Source organism: Enterobacter sp. JBIWA003 (assembly GCF_019968825.1).
Taxonomy (GTDB): Bacteria; Pseudomonadota; Gammaproteobacteria; order Enterobacterales; family Enterobacteriaceae; genus Enterobacter; species Enterobacter quasiroggenkampii.
Map to the genome: position 1 here is coordinate 4621806 of NZ_CP074170.1, position 14151 is coordinate 4635956.

At 57.9% G+C, this 14151-nt stretch carries 18 protein-coding genes; 3 read left to right on the top strand and 15 right to left on the bottom strand.

Annotated elements, in window-relative coordinates:
- Positions 1 to 23: 23 nt before the first annotated feature.
- The 5 genes from tusB to fkpA all read right to left on the bottom strand — a co-directional run bounded on the left by tusB (position 24) and on the right by fkpA (position 2771).
- Positions 24 to 311: a sulfurtransferase complex subunit TusB gene (gene tusB / locus KGP25_RS22500; RefSeq protein WP_045909310.1), complete on the bottom strand. Its 288-nt coding sequence runs from the start codon at positions 309 to 311 to the stop codon at positions 24 to 26.
- A 7-nt stretch (positions 312 to 318) separates the two neighbouring features.
- Positions 319 to 678, bottom strand: coding sequence for a sulfurtransferase complex subunit TusC (gene tusC / locus KGP25_RS22505; RefSeq protein WP_223539639.1), 360 nt, complete (start codon positions 676 to 678; stop codon positions 319 to 321).
- Positions 678 to 1064 carry a sulfurtransferase complex subunit TusD gene (gene tusD, locus KGP25_RS22510; protein ID WP_023294706.1) on the bottom strand — a complete coding sequence of 129 codons (387 nt, stop codon included), beginning with the start codon at positions 1062 to 1064 and terminating at the stop codon, positions 678 to 680. Before tusD ends, tusC begins: the two co-directional genes overlap by 1 nt.
- Positions 1064 to 1786 carry a transcriptional regulator gene (locus tag KGP25_RS22515; protein WP_045330517.1) on the bottom strand — a complete coding sequence of 241 codons (723 nt, stop codon included), beginning with the start codon at positions 1784 to 1786 and terminating at the stop codon, positions 1064 to 1066. The genes tusD and KGP25_RS22515 overlap by 1 nt, the downstream gene beginning before the upstream one ends.
- Before the next feature lie 166 nt (positions 1787 to 1952).
- Positions 1953 to 2771, bottom strand: a complete 819-nt coding sequence (gene fkpA, locus KGP25_RS22520) for an FKBP-type peptidyl-prolyl cis-trans isomerase (protein ID WP_008503008.1) — start codon at positions 2769 to 2771, stop codon at positions 1953 to 1955.
- A gap of 238 nt (positions 2772 to 3009) precedes the next feature.
- Between fkpA and KGP25_RS22525 the strand changes: the two genes are divergently transcribed.
- On the top strand, positions 3010 to 3228 hold the full coding sequence (locus tag KGP25_RS22525) for a protein SlyX (protein ID WP_008503009.1): 219 nt from the start codon (positions 3010 to 3012) through the stop codon (positions 3226 to 3228).
- 51 nt (positions 3229 to 3279) lie between these two features.
- On the opposite strand, the gene slyD is transcribed toward KGP25_RS22525, so the two are convergent.
- From slyD to kefG, 4 genes are all read right to left on the bottom strand, one after another.
- Positions 3280 to 3870: a peptidylprolyl isomerase gene (gene slyD / locus KGP25_RS22530; protein WP_008503010.1), complete on the bottom strand. Its 591-nt coding sequence runs from the start codon at positions 3868 to 3870 to the stop codon at positions 3280 to 3282.
- Positions 3871 to 3964: 94 nt separating this feature from the next.
- A complete protein-coding gene (locus KGP25_RS22535; RefSeq protein WP_010436300.1) occupies positions 3965 to 4165 on the bottom strand; it encodes a YheV family putative zinc ribbon protein in 201 nt (66 codons plus the stop codon).
- A gap of 13 nt (positions 4166 to 4178) precedes the next feature.
- A complete protein-coding gene (gene kefB, locus KGP25_RS22540; protein WP_223539640.1) occupies positions 4179 to 5984 on the bottom strand; it encodes a glutathione-regulated potassium-efflux system protein KefB in 1806 nt (601 codons plus the stop codon).
- Positions 5984 to 6538: a glutathione-regulated potassium-efflux system ancillary protein KefG gene (kefG, locus tag KGP25_RS22545; protein ID WP_021242220.1), complete on the bottom strand. Its 555-nt coding sequence runs from the start codon at positions 6536 to 6538 to the stop codon at positions 5984 to 5986. Before kefG ends, kefB begins: the two co-directional genes overlap by 1 nt.
- Positions 6539 to 6673: 135 nt before the next feature.
- On the opposite strand from kefG, the gene KGP25_RS22550 reads away from it, so the two are divergent.
- Both KGP25_RS22550 and KGP25_RS22555 read left to right on the top strand, forming a co-directional pair.
- On the top strand, positions 6674 to 8578 hold the full coding sequence (locus KGP25_RS22550) for an ABC transporter ATP-binding protein (protein WP_063622728.1): 1905 nt from the start codon (positions 6674 to 6676) through the stop codon (positions 8576 to 8578).
- Between the two features lie 15 nt (positions 8579 to 8593).
- A complete protein-coding gene (locus KGP25_RS22555; RefSeq protein ID WP_045909314.1) occupies positions 8594 to 9526 on the top strand; it encodes a LysR family transcriptional regulator in 933 nt (310 codons plus the stop codon).
- 93 nt (positions 9527 to 9619) lie between these two features.
- Here the strand turns inward: KGP25_RS22555 and mdcH are convergent, their stop codons facing one another.
- The 6 genes from mdcH to mdcC form a co-directional block, all read right to left on the bottom strand.
- Entirely contained in the window at positions 9620 to 10516 is an 897-nt protein-coding gene (gene mdcH, locus KGP25_RS22560) for a malonate decarboxylase subunit epsilon (protein WP_223539641.1), read from the bottom strand.
- On the bottom strand, positions 10516 to 11133 hold the full coding sequence (locus KGP25_RS22565) for a malonate decarboxylase holo-ACP synthase (protein ID WP_045353560.1): 618 nt from the start codon (positions 11131 to 11133) through the stop codon (positions 10516 to 10518). Before KGP25_RS22565 ends, mdcH begins: the two co-directional genes overlap by 1 nt.
- Positions 11134 to 11135: 2 nt before the next feature.
- Entirely contained in the window at positions 11136 to 12095 is a 960-nt protein-coding gene (locus tag KGP25_RS22570; RefSeq protein ID WP_223539642.1) for an AEC family transporter, read from the bottom strand.
- Between the two features lie 122 nt (positions 12096 to 12217).
- Positions 12218 to 13018 (bottom strand): biotin-independent malonate decarboxylase subunit gamma, encoded by an 801-nt coding sequence (gene mdcE, locus KGP25_RS22575; protein WP_069720579.1) that lies wholly within the window; start codon positions 13016 to 13018, stop codon positions 12218 to 12220.
- Positions 13018 to 13851 carry a biotin-independent malonate decarboxylase subunit beta gene (locus KGP25_RS22580; RefSeq protein WP_021242213.1) on the bottom strand — a complete coding sequence of 278 codons (834 nt, stop codon included), beginning with the start codon at positions 13849 to 13851 and terminating at the stop codon, positions 13018 to 13020. Before KGP25_RS22580 ends, mdcE begins: the two co-directional genes overlap by 1 nt.
- Positions 13844 to 14143 (bottom strand): malonate decarboxylase acyl carrier protein, encoded by a 300-nt coding sequence (mdcC, locus tag KGP25_RS22585; protein WP_196353018.1) that lies wholly within the window; start codon positions 14141 to 14143, stop codon positions 13844 to 13846. The genes KGP25_RS22580 and mdcC overlap by 8 nt, the downstream gene beginning before the upstream one ends.
- Positions 14144 to 14151: the final 8 nt, after the last annotated feature.

Here is a 14151-nt window from a genome sequence, read left to right on the forward strand (position 1 = left end):
AAGAAATATACAGCGATCTCAAATCACCAGTTCATTTGACTGGCGTGCGTCACAGTAAGATTGACGAAATCAGTATAGCCAACCACGTCAATTTTGGCTGAAATTTGACCAGAAAGACCCCGCGCATCCAGATCGTCTTTCAGCGCAGAGACTGTTATGGGGGCATTCGTGAGAATTTCAACGAAACGACTGCCTTCAAGTGCGGCAAGCACGCCGTCCTGAATCAGCAGCAGATCATCACCGTCGCGCAGCATACTCAGTAACGCGTCGATGTCACATTGCCATGGTGAATGGCTCAGAGTATGGAGCATGGCGGCCTCAGAAAGTCAGAACGATATCGTAGTGGGAAAGGTGTTCGCGCAATGCCGCAGAAGACACGACGGTCACATCCAGCACGAAAGGCGTCTTATCATCCAAACCGCGAGCGGCCAGCGAATCGGCGCAGACATATAGGGTTTCAATGTCGTACAGCGGCAGCACTTTGAAGGTCGCGATGTAATCCCGCGCCAGAATGACCTGTGGCTGCTGATCCGCCAGAAGCTGAAACACCCCGTCCCCCAAAAAGAAGACGCCGATATCTTCGGTCAGCGCGGACGTCGCAAGTAACGCATCCAGCCCTTCGCGGCCGGAAGCGCTGCCGTGCGGCGCAGACGTAAACACAAATGCCACGCGCTTCATCAGAATTGCACCACTCTGTCGCAGGTTAACGCCGCCTGTGCCAGCGCACCCAGGCCACTTAACGAAAAACCGGGCTGCAGGTTAGAACCCGATAAACCAAGACGCGCGGCTTCGGTTGCATCTGTCACGCCGCGGCGCAGTGCCGCCGCGACGCAGATATGTAGTTCTACGCCCTGCTTTTCGTTTAGTGCCTGCCAGCCGCGCACCACGTCAAACTCATCGCTCGCCGGTGACGTAAACTGGTTCGCGTTATACACCCCTTCCCGATAGAAGAAGACGCTCGCCAGCTCATGTCCGGCTGCCAGCAGCGCATGCGCAAACTGCAGCGCGCTGCTGGCCTGCTGAGTCCCGTATGCCGGGCCTGTCACCATTAACGCAAAACGCATTACTTGTCTTGTCCCAGGAAATCACCGCTTTTGAACTGGCGAATATAGAGATAGACCGTGTGCTTGGAGATGTTCAGACGATCGGCCACCTGGTTGATGGCGTCTTTAATATCAAAAATCCCTTTTTCATAGAGATTGAGCACGATCTGACGATTCTTGGCGTTGTTCGAGACGTTGCGGTCGGCATTCACCTCTTCAATAGTGAACTCCAGCGTCTGCGTCACAAGATCTTCGACGGAAGAGGCAAAGTTAACAGAAGAGCCAACATCCGGCGTTTCGGGTGGAACAAAGGTGCTCATGATCTGCGAGAAAGGCACATCAAGGTTCATGTTGATGCACAGCAGCCCAATCACGCGATGCTCGCGGTTTCGAATCGCGATGGTTTCAGATTTCATCAGCACGCCGCTTTTGGCGCGGGTGAAATAGCATTTGGAGACGCTGCTGTCCGCGCCGGTCATGTCATGCAACATACGCAATGCAAGGTCGGTAATTGGCGAACCAATTTTACGGCCAGTATGCTCACCATTCGCAATGCGAATGGCAGAACACTTCAGATCTTGCAGGGAGTGCAATACGATTTCGCAGTGGGAGCCAATGAGCATCGCTAACCCGTCCACTACCGCTTCATAGGATTTCAGAATATCGAAGTCGGTCTGATCGAAAGGACGTTGATCCAGTAAATCAAGTTCACTGGTTTCGTTGGTTAAAAGCGACCTGGACATGAAAAAAACACTCCTTTTCAGGAGCCTGTCGTTAGGTTTTCAGGGCAGGCTCATTATCTACACGGACAACTAAATTAATACAGCGTGCCTAACGCTTTCCAGTGTTAATTATACCTGCCCCACAATAAAAAACCGCCGCCTTAAAGGCGGCGGGTTTTTTTCAGCATTACTTCTTAGCGGCAGCGGCTTTATCGTCAGCCGGTGCGTCTGCCTTGGCATCCGCTTTCGGTGCCGGTTTGATGTCCAGCAGCTCTACGTCAAAGACCAGGGTAGAGTTGGCAGGGATACCCGGAACGCCGGTTTTGCCATAGGCCAGATCCGGTGGAATAACCATCTTGATCTTGCCGCCTTTCTTGATGTTTTTCAGGCCTTCAGTCCAGCCCGGGATCACACCATCCAGACGGAAGGAGAGTGGCTCACCACGGGTGTAAGAGTTATCAAACTCTTTACCGTCGATCAGCGTACCTTTGTAGTTCACGACAACCGTATCGCTGTCTTTAGGCGCATCGCCGGTGCCTTCTTTCTCAACTTTGTATACCAGGCCAGTCGAAGAGGTTTTCACACCCTTCTCTTTAGCAAAGGCATCGCGGTAGGCTTTGCCTTTCGCTTCGTTGTCTTTAGCGTCCGCGTCCATCTTGGTCTGCGCAGCGCCCTTCACACGCGCTTCGAACGCCTGCAGAGTCTGTTCAATTTCCTGGTCAGACAGCTTGCTCTTATCGGCAAATGCGTCCTGAACGCCCGCGATCAGCTGAGCTTTATCCAGTTTGATGCCCAGTTTCTCTTGTTCTTTCAGAGAGTTTTCCATGTAACGACCCAGAGATGCGCCCAGTGCGTAGGCGGATTTCTGGTCGTCATTTTTGAACGCCGCTTTGCTGTCTGCAGTGGCAGCAGGCTTCGCAGCAGTATCAGCAGCGAATGACAGCGGCGCGTTCAGCGCAACAGCCATCGTCGTCGCCAGCAGCGTTACTTTAAACAGTGATTTCATCCATATCTCCAGGGCCTGGGGACTCTCACCCCAGCGTTAAACGTAAATGAGTGACGTACTATAAAACGTTGCAGAAGAAATCTACAGACAGACACGTCCAATTCTCGCCACTTTTCAGACTATTTTTGTTTAAATAAGTTTCTTGCCAGAGGGATGCGAACTGTACTTAAGGATAAACTCAGTTAAACTGCGCCGCCGCTGGGCCATTATGGCGAATCTGAAATAAACGAGGTGAATGATGAAGGATACAACGATAGAAGCGAGAATGGCTGAGCTGGAAAGCCGCCTGGCTTTTCAGGACATCACCATCGAAGAGCTAAACCAGACCGTGACCGCACATGAGCTCGAAATGGCGAAACTGCGGGATCATATGCGCCTGCTGACGGAAAAGCTGAAGGCTACGCAGCCGTCGAACATTGCCTCTCAGTCGGAAGAGACGCCACCTCCTCATTATTGAGGCGTAAAAAAAGCGGGATTATCCCGCTTTTTTATTTTCCGCATGACGGAATTAGTGGCAGCCGCAACCGCCGTTACCGCAACCACCTTTACCGTGGCCGTGGTCATGACCATGGTCGTGGCCGTGACCACCGCAGCAGCCATCGTGGCCGTGATCGTGGTCATGGTCGTGACCGTGCGCACCGTGAACGTGGCCATGAGCCAGCTCTTCTTCGGTCGCTTCACGGATCGCAACAACTTCTACGTTGAACTTCAGGTTCTGGCCAGCCAGCATGTGGTTGCCGTCAACCACGACGTGGTCATCTTCCACTTCGGTGATTTCAACTGGAACCGGGCCCTGGTCGGTTTCTGCCAGGAAGCGCATGCCAACCTGCAGTTCGTCAACGCCCATGAACACGTCTTTAGGAACGCGCTGAACCAGGTTGTCATCATACTGACCGTAAGCGTCGTTCGCGCCTACAGCAACGTCAAATTTGTCGCCAACTTCATGACCTTCCAGCGCGTTTTCCAGGCCGGAAATCAGGGAACCGTGACCATGCAGGTAGTCAAGCGGCGCACTCACCGGAGACTCATCAACCAACACACCGTCTTCTGTACGTACCTGATAGGCCAGGCTGACCACCAGGTCTTTTGCTACTTTCATGATATCTCCTGAGCGTGGGAAAATTGCTGGCGCAGATTGTAGCGGAAATCTGCACCTGTGTACCCTTTAGCTTAAAAAAACTCAGGGCATATCGCTAGTCCGGATGAAAAATCCCGATAACTTGCTCTTCTTTGCGAACGTGATCGCGGGCCTCTTTGTCGGCCTCACGCATCTGGTGACCGCACTTAACACACTCAACAACATCAATATTATTTTCCCGCCACATCGCCAGGGTATCTTGCGCCTGGCAGGTCGGGCATTTTGCACCCGCGATAAAGCGTTTACGTACAGCCATCTTTCGTTACCCTTTATTCAAATTCATCCCAGCCATCGAGCTGGCGTCGTTCCTGCTGCATCTCGCGCTGGAAGATCTCCTCCAGCTCGCGACGCGCTTCCCGCACGCGGGAGATCTGCGCCGTATCGGTATGTACCGGCATCAGCTCGCGCAGCATCCGCATATCCAGCCGGCGGAAGTGCATCTGAGCACGCTGCGCCTGATGCGGATGCATGCCAAGCGAGATCAGCGCCTTGCGCCCCAGCTCCAGCGCACTGGAGAACGTCTCACGGGAGAAGTGTTTCACACCCGCCTGCAATAATTCGTGAGCTTCAACACGTCCCCGCGCACGCGCCAGAATATGCAGATGCGGGAAATGCTGCTGGCAGAGATCCACCAGCTTCATCGTGTCTTCCGGGTCGTTACAGGTAATGACGATGGACTCTGCCGCCTCTGCCCCCGCCGAGCGCAGTAGCTCGAGCTGAGTCGCATCGCCGTAGTAAACCTTGTAGCCGTATTTGCGCATCAGGTTGACCGCGCTGATATCCCGCTCCAGCACCGTAATGCGCATTTTGTTCGCCATCAGCAAACGCCCGATCACCTGTCCAAAGCGGCCAAAGCCCACCACGATCACCTGGGGCTTATCATCCTCCACCCACGGCGCTTCGTCTTCATCGTCTGTCGGATTCAGGCGGCGCGACAGCAGTTTATCCACCAGCTTCATCAACAGCGGCGTAGTCATCATTGACAGCGTGACCGTCACCAGCAAAAGCGCCATCTGGTCGTCTTTAAACAGCTTCTGGGAGGAGGCGGTAGAGAACAGCACAAACGCGAACTCGCCTCCCTGGCTCAACACGCTGGCAAACTGCATGCGTTCCGAACTGCGCAAGCCGTAAATGCGCGCCATGACGTACAGCACCAGCGTTTTCACCGCCACCAGGATGGCCACGCTCACCACAACCCACAGCAGATGGGTATAGAGCACGCCAAGGTTGAGCGCCATCCCCACCGAAATAAAGAACAGGCCTAACAGCAGCCCTTTAAAGGGATCGATGGCAATTTCCAGCTCGTGCCGGTATTCACTTTCCGCCAGCAGCACCCCGGCGATAAAGGTCCCGAGCGCCATCGACAGCCCCAGCGCGTCCATAAACAATGCTGACCCCAGCACCAGCAGCAGCGTCGCGGCGGTAAACACCTCGCGCACGCCCGACGCGGCAATAAAACGGAACACCGGACGTAACAGGAAACGTCCGCCAATCAGCATCCCCGCGAAGGCCAGCACCTTCATCGCGATTTTCGTCCAGTCGAAGTGGTCGTCGCCGGAGCCCGCCAGCAGCGGCACCAGCGCCAGCGCCGGGATGACCGCCAAATCCTGGAACAGCAGCACCGAAAAACCCAGTTGACCGGCTTCGTTGCGGTTCATCCCCTTGTCGCGCATCAGTTGTAGGGCCATCGCCGTCGACGACATCGCAAGGCCTATCCCGCCGATCACCGCCGCCTGCCAGGAGAAATTCGTCAGCATTAACAGGCCACCCAGAATCGCGGCGCTGAACACCACCTGCGCGGCACCCACGCCAAAGATGGAGCGTCGGAGCTGCCACAATTTAGAAGGGTTGAGCTCAAGGCCGATGATGAACATCAGGAACACCACGCCCAGTTCGGAGAAGTGAAGAATTTCATCTACATCGCTGATGAATCCCAGTCCCCAGGGGCCAATCGCGATCCCCGCCAGCAGATACCCCAGTACCGCACCGATACCAATACGCGCAGCAAGCGGCACCGCGACGACGGCCGCAAATAAAAACAGCACCCCGGCGAGGAGCAAATTCGATCCTTCCATTAACGACCTCCTGCCGGAATCGGTGACGCCAGCCATTCACCATAGGCTCTGGCGTGGCTGGCCAGTTCTTTCGGATCCTGACGTCGGGCCCAGTAGACAATAATCGGGCTCATCCAGTGCATACGGCACATTGCCGCCGTCAGTTCGAAAGGCCGCAGAATGTCGCTCATCGGATAGCGGTTCAGCCCGTCGTGGCGGTAAGCGCTTTCGGGTTCACCGGTCGTAATCACGCTACGCCAGTACTTTCCCGCCAGCTGGTTGCCCCCCACCCCACTGGAGAAGCCCCGGCTCAGCACGCGGTCCAGCCACTCTTTGAGCAGCGCCGGACAGCTGTAGGTATAAAGCGGATGCTGGAACACAATCACGTCATGCTGACGCAGCAGTTCCTGCTCGTAAGGAATATCAATAAAGAAATCAGGATAGTGCGCGTAGAGATCGTGCACCGTCACGTTACTGAGCTGTGTGGCCGGCTTAAGCAGCACCCGGTTTGCCACCGAGTCCTGAGATTCCGGATGGGCATACAGCAGCAGCACTTTTGCTGTCTGAGACATCATTCCCCTCCCGGTCTTGTTTCTGTTTTTGTGTATCGTTGTTGTTTTGGGCTACCATGGCGGCCCGGTGCGGAAAATGGCCCACACCTTACATTATCATAATGACAAATTAACATAGTCGGAACATACGGCGCTTCTATGATTGTTTTCTCCTCGTTACAAATTCGTCGCGGCGTGCGCGTCCTGCTGGATAACGCCACTGCTACCATCAACCCAGGCCAAAAAGTGGGTCTGGTCGGCAAAAACGGCTGTGGTAAATCCACGCTGCTGGCGTTGCTGAAAAACGAGATTAGCGCGGATGGCGGTAACTTCACCTTCCCGGGGAACTGGCAGCTCGCCTGGGTGAACCAGGAGACGCCAGCCCTGAGCGAACCGGCACTCGACTATGTTATCGACGGCGACCGGGAATACCGCAAGCTCGAGGCGGAACTTAACGCCGCTAACGAGCGCAACGACGGCCACGCCATTGCCACCGTTCACGGCAAGCTGGACGCCATCGACGCGTGGACCATTCGCTCCCGCGCCTCCAGCCTGCTTCACGGCCTGGGCTTCAGCAATGAACAGCTGGAACGCCCGGTCAGCGACTTCTCCGGTGGCTGGCGCATGCGCCTCAACCTGGCGCAGGCGCTGATCTGCCGCTCTGACCTGCTGCTGCTCGATGAACCGACTAACCACCTCGATCTCGATGCGGTTATTTGGCTGGAGAAGTGGCTCAAGAGCTATCAGGGCACTCTGATTCTGATCTCCCACGACCGAGACTTCCTCGACCCGGTGGTGGATAAAATCATTCATATCGAACAGCAAACGATGTTCGAGTACACCGGCAACTACAGCTCCTTCGAGCGCCAGCGCGCGACGCGTCTTGCCCAGCAGCAGTCCATGTACGAAAGCCAGCAGCAGCGCGTGGCGCACCTGCAGAGCTTTGTGGATCGCTTCAAGGCCAAAGCGTCAAAAGCAAAGCAGGCCCAGAGCCGCATCAAGATGCTGGAGCGCATGGAGATGATCGCCCCGGCGCACGTCGACAACCCGTTCCACTTCAGCTTCCGCGCTCCGGAAAGCCTGCCAAATCCGCTGCTGAAAATGGAAAAAGTCAGTGCGGGCTATGCCGACCGCATTATTCTCGACTCCATCAAGCTCAACCTGGTGCCGGGTTCACGTATTGGTCTGCTGGGACGCAACGGTGCCGGTAAATCGACGCTGATCAAACTGCTGGCGGGCGAGCTTAACCCGGTCAAGGGTGAAATCGGCCTGGCGAAGGGCATCAAGCTGGGTTACTTCGCCCAGCATCAGCTGGAATTTTTACGCGCGGATGAATCCCCGATTCAGCATCTCGCGCGTCTGGCGCCGCAGGAGATGGAGCAGAAGCTGCGCGACTACCTCGGCGGCTTCGGCTTCCAGGGCGATAAGGTCACCGAAAACACCGAGCGTTTCTCGGGCGGTGAAAAAGCCCGTCTGGTGCTGGCGCTGATCGTCTGGCAGCGCCCGAACCTGCTGCTGCTCGATGAACCGACCAACCACCTGGATCTCGATATGCGTCAGGCGCTGACCGAAGCGCTGATTGAGTTCGAAGGCGCACTGGTGGTGGTTTCGCACGACCGTCACCTGATCCGCTCCACCACGGACGATCTCTACTTAGTGCACGATGGCAAAGTCGAACCGTTCGACGGCGATCTGGAAGACTACCAGCAGTGGCTGACGGACGTGCAGAAGCAGGAGAACCAGCCGGAGGAGTCGGCGAAAGACAACGCCAACAGCGCGCAGGCACGTAAAGACCAGAAGCGCCGTGAAGCGGAGCTGCGCACCCAGACTCAGCCGCTGCGTAAAGAGATTACCCGTCTCGAAAAAGAGATGGAAAAGCTCAACGCCACGCTTGCCGCTGTTGAAGAGAAGCTCGGTGACAGCGGTCTGTATGACCAGAGCCGTAAAGCCGAACTGACGGACTGCCTGCAAACCCAGGCGAAGACCAAATCCAGCCTTGAAGAGTGTGAGATGGCGTGGCTGGACGCGCAGGAACAACTGGAAGCGATGCTACAGGCTGACTGATCCACCGGGAGGGCTATGAGTTTCGATAACACGAGCGAGATTACATTCCGCAAGCTCAGCATCTTCATGACGTTTATGGAGAAGGGGAATATCGCGCGTACCGCCGAAACTCTGGGCCTGAGCGGCGTCAGCGTTCACCGTGCGCTGCACACGCTGGAAGAGAACGTGCGCTGTCCGCTCTTTACCCACAAGGGGCGTAACCTGATTGCTCTCCCTTCCGCCTGGACCTTGCTGGAATATTGCCAGGAAGTGATGCAGGTGATGGAGCGCGGGCTGGAAGCGTCGCGCAAAATTGCCGGGATCGGCCAGGGGCGGCTGCGCGTGGGCACGCTCTATTCGCTCACCCTGGAAACCGTGCCGCGCCTGATCATGGGCATGAAGCTGCGTCGTCCGGATCTGGAAATGGATCTGACGATGGGCTCCAACGAAACCCTGCTGCACATGCTGGATGAAGGCTCGCTGGACGCCATTCTTATCTCCATTTCCGAGAGCGATATCGACCGTAACAGCCTCGAAGTGCTCCCCCTGTTCCACGACGATATTTTCCTTGCCGCACCGGCCTCGGCGACGCTCAATACCCGCGGCCCGGCCGATTTGCGCGACTATAAAGATCGGAAATTTGTCTCTCTTGCGGAAGGGTTCGCCACCTATGCAGGCTTCCAGGAGGCGTTTCATATCGCCGGGTTCGAGCCGGAGATTGTTACCCGGGTGAATGACATTTTCTCCATGCTCAGTCTGGTGCAGGCGGGAGTGGGCTTTACGCTGATGCCGGGCAGAATGAAAAAGGTCTATGAGAATTCCGTGCAGCTCCTGAAGCTGGCCGAGCCGTACCAGATGCAACAGCTGATCGCCATCGTCTTTGCCCGCAATCGCGAGCAGGATCCAAGCCTGCGGGCGCTGGCCGCCGAAGGGCGGATGTATGCCCGCAGTTTGCAGGACGGAGCCTGAGGTCGTGCCGGGTGACGACGCGTCGCGTCTTACCCGGCCTACGTTCGTGCAGTTGTAGGCCCGGTAAGGCGCAGCCGCCACCGGGCTAAACCATCACGCACGGAGTCGCTTAGCCAGATGTACTGCCACGTCCACCCCGCTGCGCTCCAGCGAAATGGTCTCTCCTTCCCACGGTGCCTGACGCGTCAGGCAGGTCAGTACGCCGCCGGTGGGCATCTCGATCGCCAGCCGGGCTTCGCGTTCATTCGCTGAAATCATCGCCTCCTGCCAGCGCACCGTGCGCGCCATGTTCATCGCCAGATCGTCGGCGATCTTTTCCGGCTGCCACAGCACGCGCCCGGTGCTGCCACTCAGGTAGGCGCAGCGTGGGCGTGAAAGCGTGACCGATTCAAACGCCGTTGCCAGCTTTTGCGCGGGTGCTGTCAGCAGTTCGCAGTGCGACGGCACGCTGACCGCCAGCCGTTTGGCCTTGCTCGCCCCTTTCGCCAGCGCGCGCGACGCCGCCTCCGCCATCCCTTCATCGGCTCCGGCAATCACGATCTGCGTTTCGGCATTCAGGTTGGCAATGTAGGTCCCGGTGCCCTGGATAAGGTCTTCCACCTGTGGCAGGGTGAGCCCCATAATTGCCGTCAGGCCGTAGCCGTGCGGATACGCCTGCTCCATCAGATCGCCACGCAGCGCCACCAGCTTCAGCGCATCCGTGAAGTCCAGCGCGCCTGCGATGACCGCCGCCGGATAAGCGCCGATGGACAGCCCGCTGACGATATCCGGCGTCACGCCGCGCCGTTCCAGCTCGCGCGCCCAGGCCACGCCTGCAATTAGCAGGCAAAGCTGAACCGCGCGGGTGTGGGTTAACGCGTCTGCGCTATCCAGCGTATCCACTTCGGCGCCAAGCACCTCACGCGCCTGAGCCAGTTCCGTTCCCGGCAGGTTTTGCAGCATGCCTTCGTGCTGCGTGCCCTGCCCCGGAAAGGTAAACACTATTTTCATCACTCCTCCCTGCGCCACGGATCCGCCACCAGGCGCGGTCCACGGCGGGTTTTAAGCAGCGTTTTGCCGTCGCGCAGCCACTCCGCCAGCGCGAAACCGCCCTCGGGCGTATCCACCTGCGTATCGGCACGACACAGCGCGCGGCTTAGCCGGGACTGCCACGTCGTCAGGGCGTCCGGTGAGATTGGCAGTGGAGCGCGGATAAGCAGATCGAGATCGCTGTCGGCATGGATCACCGGGATACCGGTCGCCAGCGCGTAGCCGGTACTGCCGGTAATGCCCCATGTCCACGGCCACGCCTGCTGAGAAAGCTGAAGCGCCACCTGAACGGGTGGCTGAGTCACAAAGGGCGAGCGCAGCAGTTCGGCCGCAACGCTCAGATCTTCCGGTGAAACCACGCGTAACACGTTTTCGGGCTTCACCCATCCGGCCGCCCGCTGGTCGCGACGTAAACCGCGCACGCCAACGGGGATCCGGCCTTCGCTATCCACATCACGCCGCACCACCACCGGCAGGCCGGTATGCCAGGCGGCCTCCACCCAGGATTCAGTGATGCCTTCCAGCGCATCGCGGGAAGTAAGCCAGATAAGGTCGTGCGGGCGTAATGGGGTGGTCATGGTTACATTCCTGAAGTTAGCGAGATAAACAGCGGCAGCGACAGGATACACAGGACGGAGCTTAACAGCAGCACGGCTTCTGCATCCGGCGACTGCACGCCAAAGCGGTTACCGAACACGACGCCGAAGAAGCCCGCAGACAGCGCAATCATCAGGATAGCGGTGATCGCCACGGAGCCGTGCAGACCAAAGATCAAGACGATACCCCAGGCGATGGCTGGCTGAATCAGCAGCTTGGCGATCGTGGAGGTGATGACCATGGTATTAATCTGCAGCTTACGGGCAGAGAGGATCACCCCGGTCAGGAACAGCGCCGCAGCGGTCGCGGACAGTCCCAGCGGTTTGATCGCCGCCAGCACCAGCTCCGGCATTTTGATGCTGATGGCGGACAAAATCACGCCCAGCAGCGGGCCCATCACGATCGGTTTTTTAATGGAACGCCACATCAGCACCGGCAGCATTGAGAGCGTTGAGCCGGAGCTATTGCCCTCAGCGCGCGCTTTTTCACGTTCCAGAATGAGCAGGCAGAACGGGGTCATCAGCACCGAACCGCAGGCGATGGAGACCGCGACGGAGAGCGACGTAGAGGAACCTTCACCCAGCACGCTGCCCAGAATCGGCAGACCCAGCGCTGCATAGTTGGGCAACGCGACGGTGAGCGTCAGCACGGCCGCATCCTGTGGCGATTTCTTAAAGACGCCGGTGGCGAGGAAGTAGATGACCGCATAGGTGATCCACATCGCCAGCGTCAACACCAGAATCAGGGGCGACTGGGCAACGATGCCGGTCCACGGGGTTTGCACGGTGGCGCTGAACAGCGCGGCAGGCAGTGCAAAATCCATTACGAAGATATTAAGCAGGGAAACATTTTTGTTATCGACCATCTTTGCCTTGCCGGCCCAGAATCCCAGCAGCATGATGACGAAAATCGGTGCAAGAGCATGAACAATTACGTAAGTCATAAATCACCTGTAGTAAAAAAGTTTTAGCACTGGCGCGATGATTATTATTTTCAGGATGCAGGTTCCCGCGTGGGCGCGTGACAGCGCCCACGGGTTGATGCATCTGGCAGGTCTCTTTTTACTTACCAGCTGGCTCGCATACGTTCGCGTACGAGCGCCGAGCTGCGGCGATTGTCAGCACCCAGACGGTTTTTCAACGTGGTGTCCTGACGAGCGTCACTGATGGCCTGTTGCAGGGTGGATTTCACCAGCGTCAGATCGTTATCGGAGGGGGCATCCGGGTTGCTGATATCCAGCAGGTTAGAGAGCAGCCCCAGCGTGGCGTAGTTGCTGATGTCGTAGGCCATTGGCGGAATGGTCGCCGCCAGTTTTTCCAGCGCCTCGACGGTACGCAGCGTGATGCGCGCCGCAGACTCTTTGCCCATCGCGTGGATCAGCACGCCTTTGTCGTTAAAGGCGATCAGACGGTTGGCCTGGTAGCCGTGCGCCAGGAACGCACCGGACATCGCCTTGCCGACGATAAGCCCAATCACCGGGTGACCGGCCAGGCGCGCATTCGCATAGGCTGCTGCCGCACCGGCCAGCGCCTGATGAATACCAAACGCCTCTTCGCGTCGGCCATAGGCCTGGCTTGGGACGTCGATCACCGCCACAATCGGGCGCTTCACGGGTTTGTCAGCATCCGCCGCGACGGTTTCACTGACCACTTTCGCCAGGGTCCAGCCTTCCAACAGCCCCACTTCTCCTTTCGCCGCGCGCGGGAAGTGGTTGTTGGCATCCGGGACGACGGCAACAAAGCGCACTGCCTCACCGTTTAGCTCGCCGTCTGCCGCCTGCACAGACGGGCATAGCCCCTCGATACGTTTGGCGTTCGGGGCGAGGATGTCCAGCCAGCGTTCGCCACGGCTCATTGCGTTACTCATCATTTCACCTCCCGGGCAAAAAGCGCGTTAATCTGTTCGGCATCAGCCTGTTTGCGGGTGTCGAAATTCGTCAGACGGTTCAGGTAATCGTCGTAGTTATCGGTGCGATGTTTCGCCGGCACGCCTTTAGCAATCGCGTCGTTCATCGCCTGTTTCACCGCGTTGATACCGTCGCCGACGAGCGCATCCACCAGCCCGCTTTGATAGCGCACTTCACCGCCGGTCATGCTCCAGATAAACGGACGGTCGCGGGAGTCGTACTCCTCAATACCCGCTTCCTGTTCGATAACCTGCGGGCCGTTGAGGCCAAGACGCGCTTCGCGGGTCACGATCAGGTAGCTGCACAGCGCCGCCGCGATGGACATCCCGCCGAAGCAGCCCACGGTTCCGGCCACAATGCCAATAACCGGCGTGTAGCGACGCAGATCCACAATCGCCGCATGGATATCGGCAATCGCCGCCAGGCCGAGGTTCGCCTCCTGCAGACGCACGCCGCCGGTTTCGAGGCACAGTACCGCCTGAGTCGGAATGCCGTTGCGGTTATCTTCCGCCGCCAGCTCCAGCGCCGCCGCCATTTTGGCGCCGGACACCTCGCCCATGCTGCCGCCCTGGAACGCGCCTTCAATCGCCACGACGACAGCAGGCTTGCCGTTGATGGTGCCTTTCGCCACCACCATGCCGTCGTCCGCCTGCGGCACAATGCCCTGTGGCCCAAGCCACGGAGAAATAATGCCTTCAAACGGATCCAGCAGTTCGCGGTAGCTGCCCTCGTCGAGCAGGGCCTGCGCGCGCTGGCGCGCTTTCAGTTCGATAAAGCTGCTGTCATCACGCATGGCTCGCCCCCTCAAAAACCTGTTCGATACGAATGCGCGCCACGCCCGGCGTCGCGCCGAAGTCGTGGATGGTCAGTTTCCCTGCGGGCAGGCTGCTGACGGTTTGCAGACGGTTGAACAGCGCCTCCCAGCGCCCCCGGCTGTTGTCCACGGAGGTGGTGATATCAATGGTTAACGTCTGGCCCGGTTCGGCGGTGAAGAGCACCTCCATATCCCCGGAACCGACTACCCCTGCCAGCGCCCTGCCGCTTAACGTGCGGCTGGCTGGCACGGTCAATGTGATTTTTTCCATAACATCCT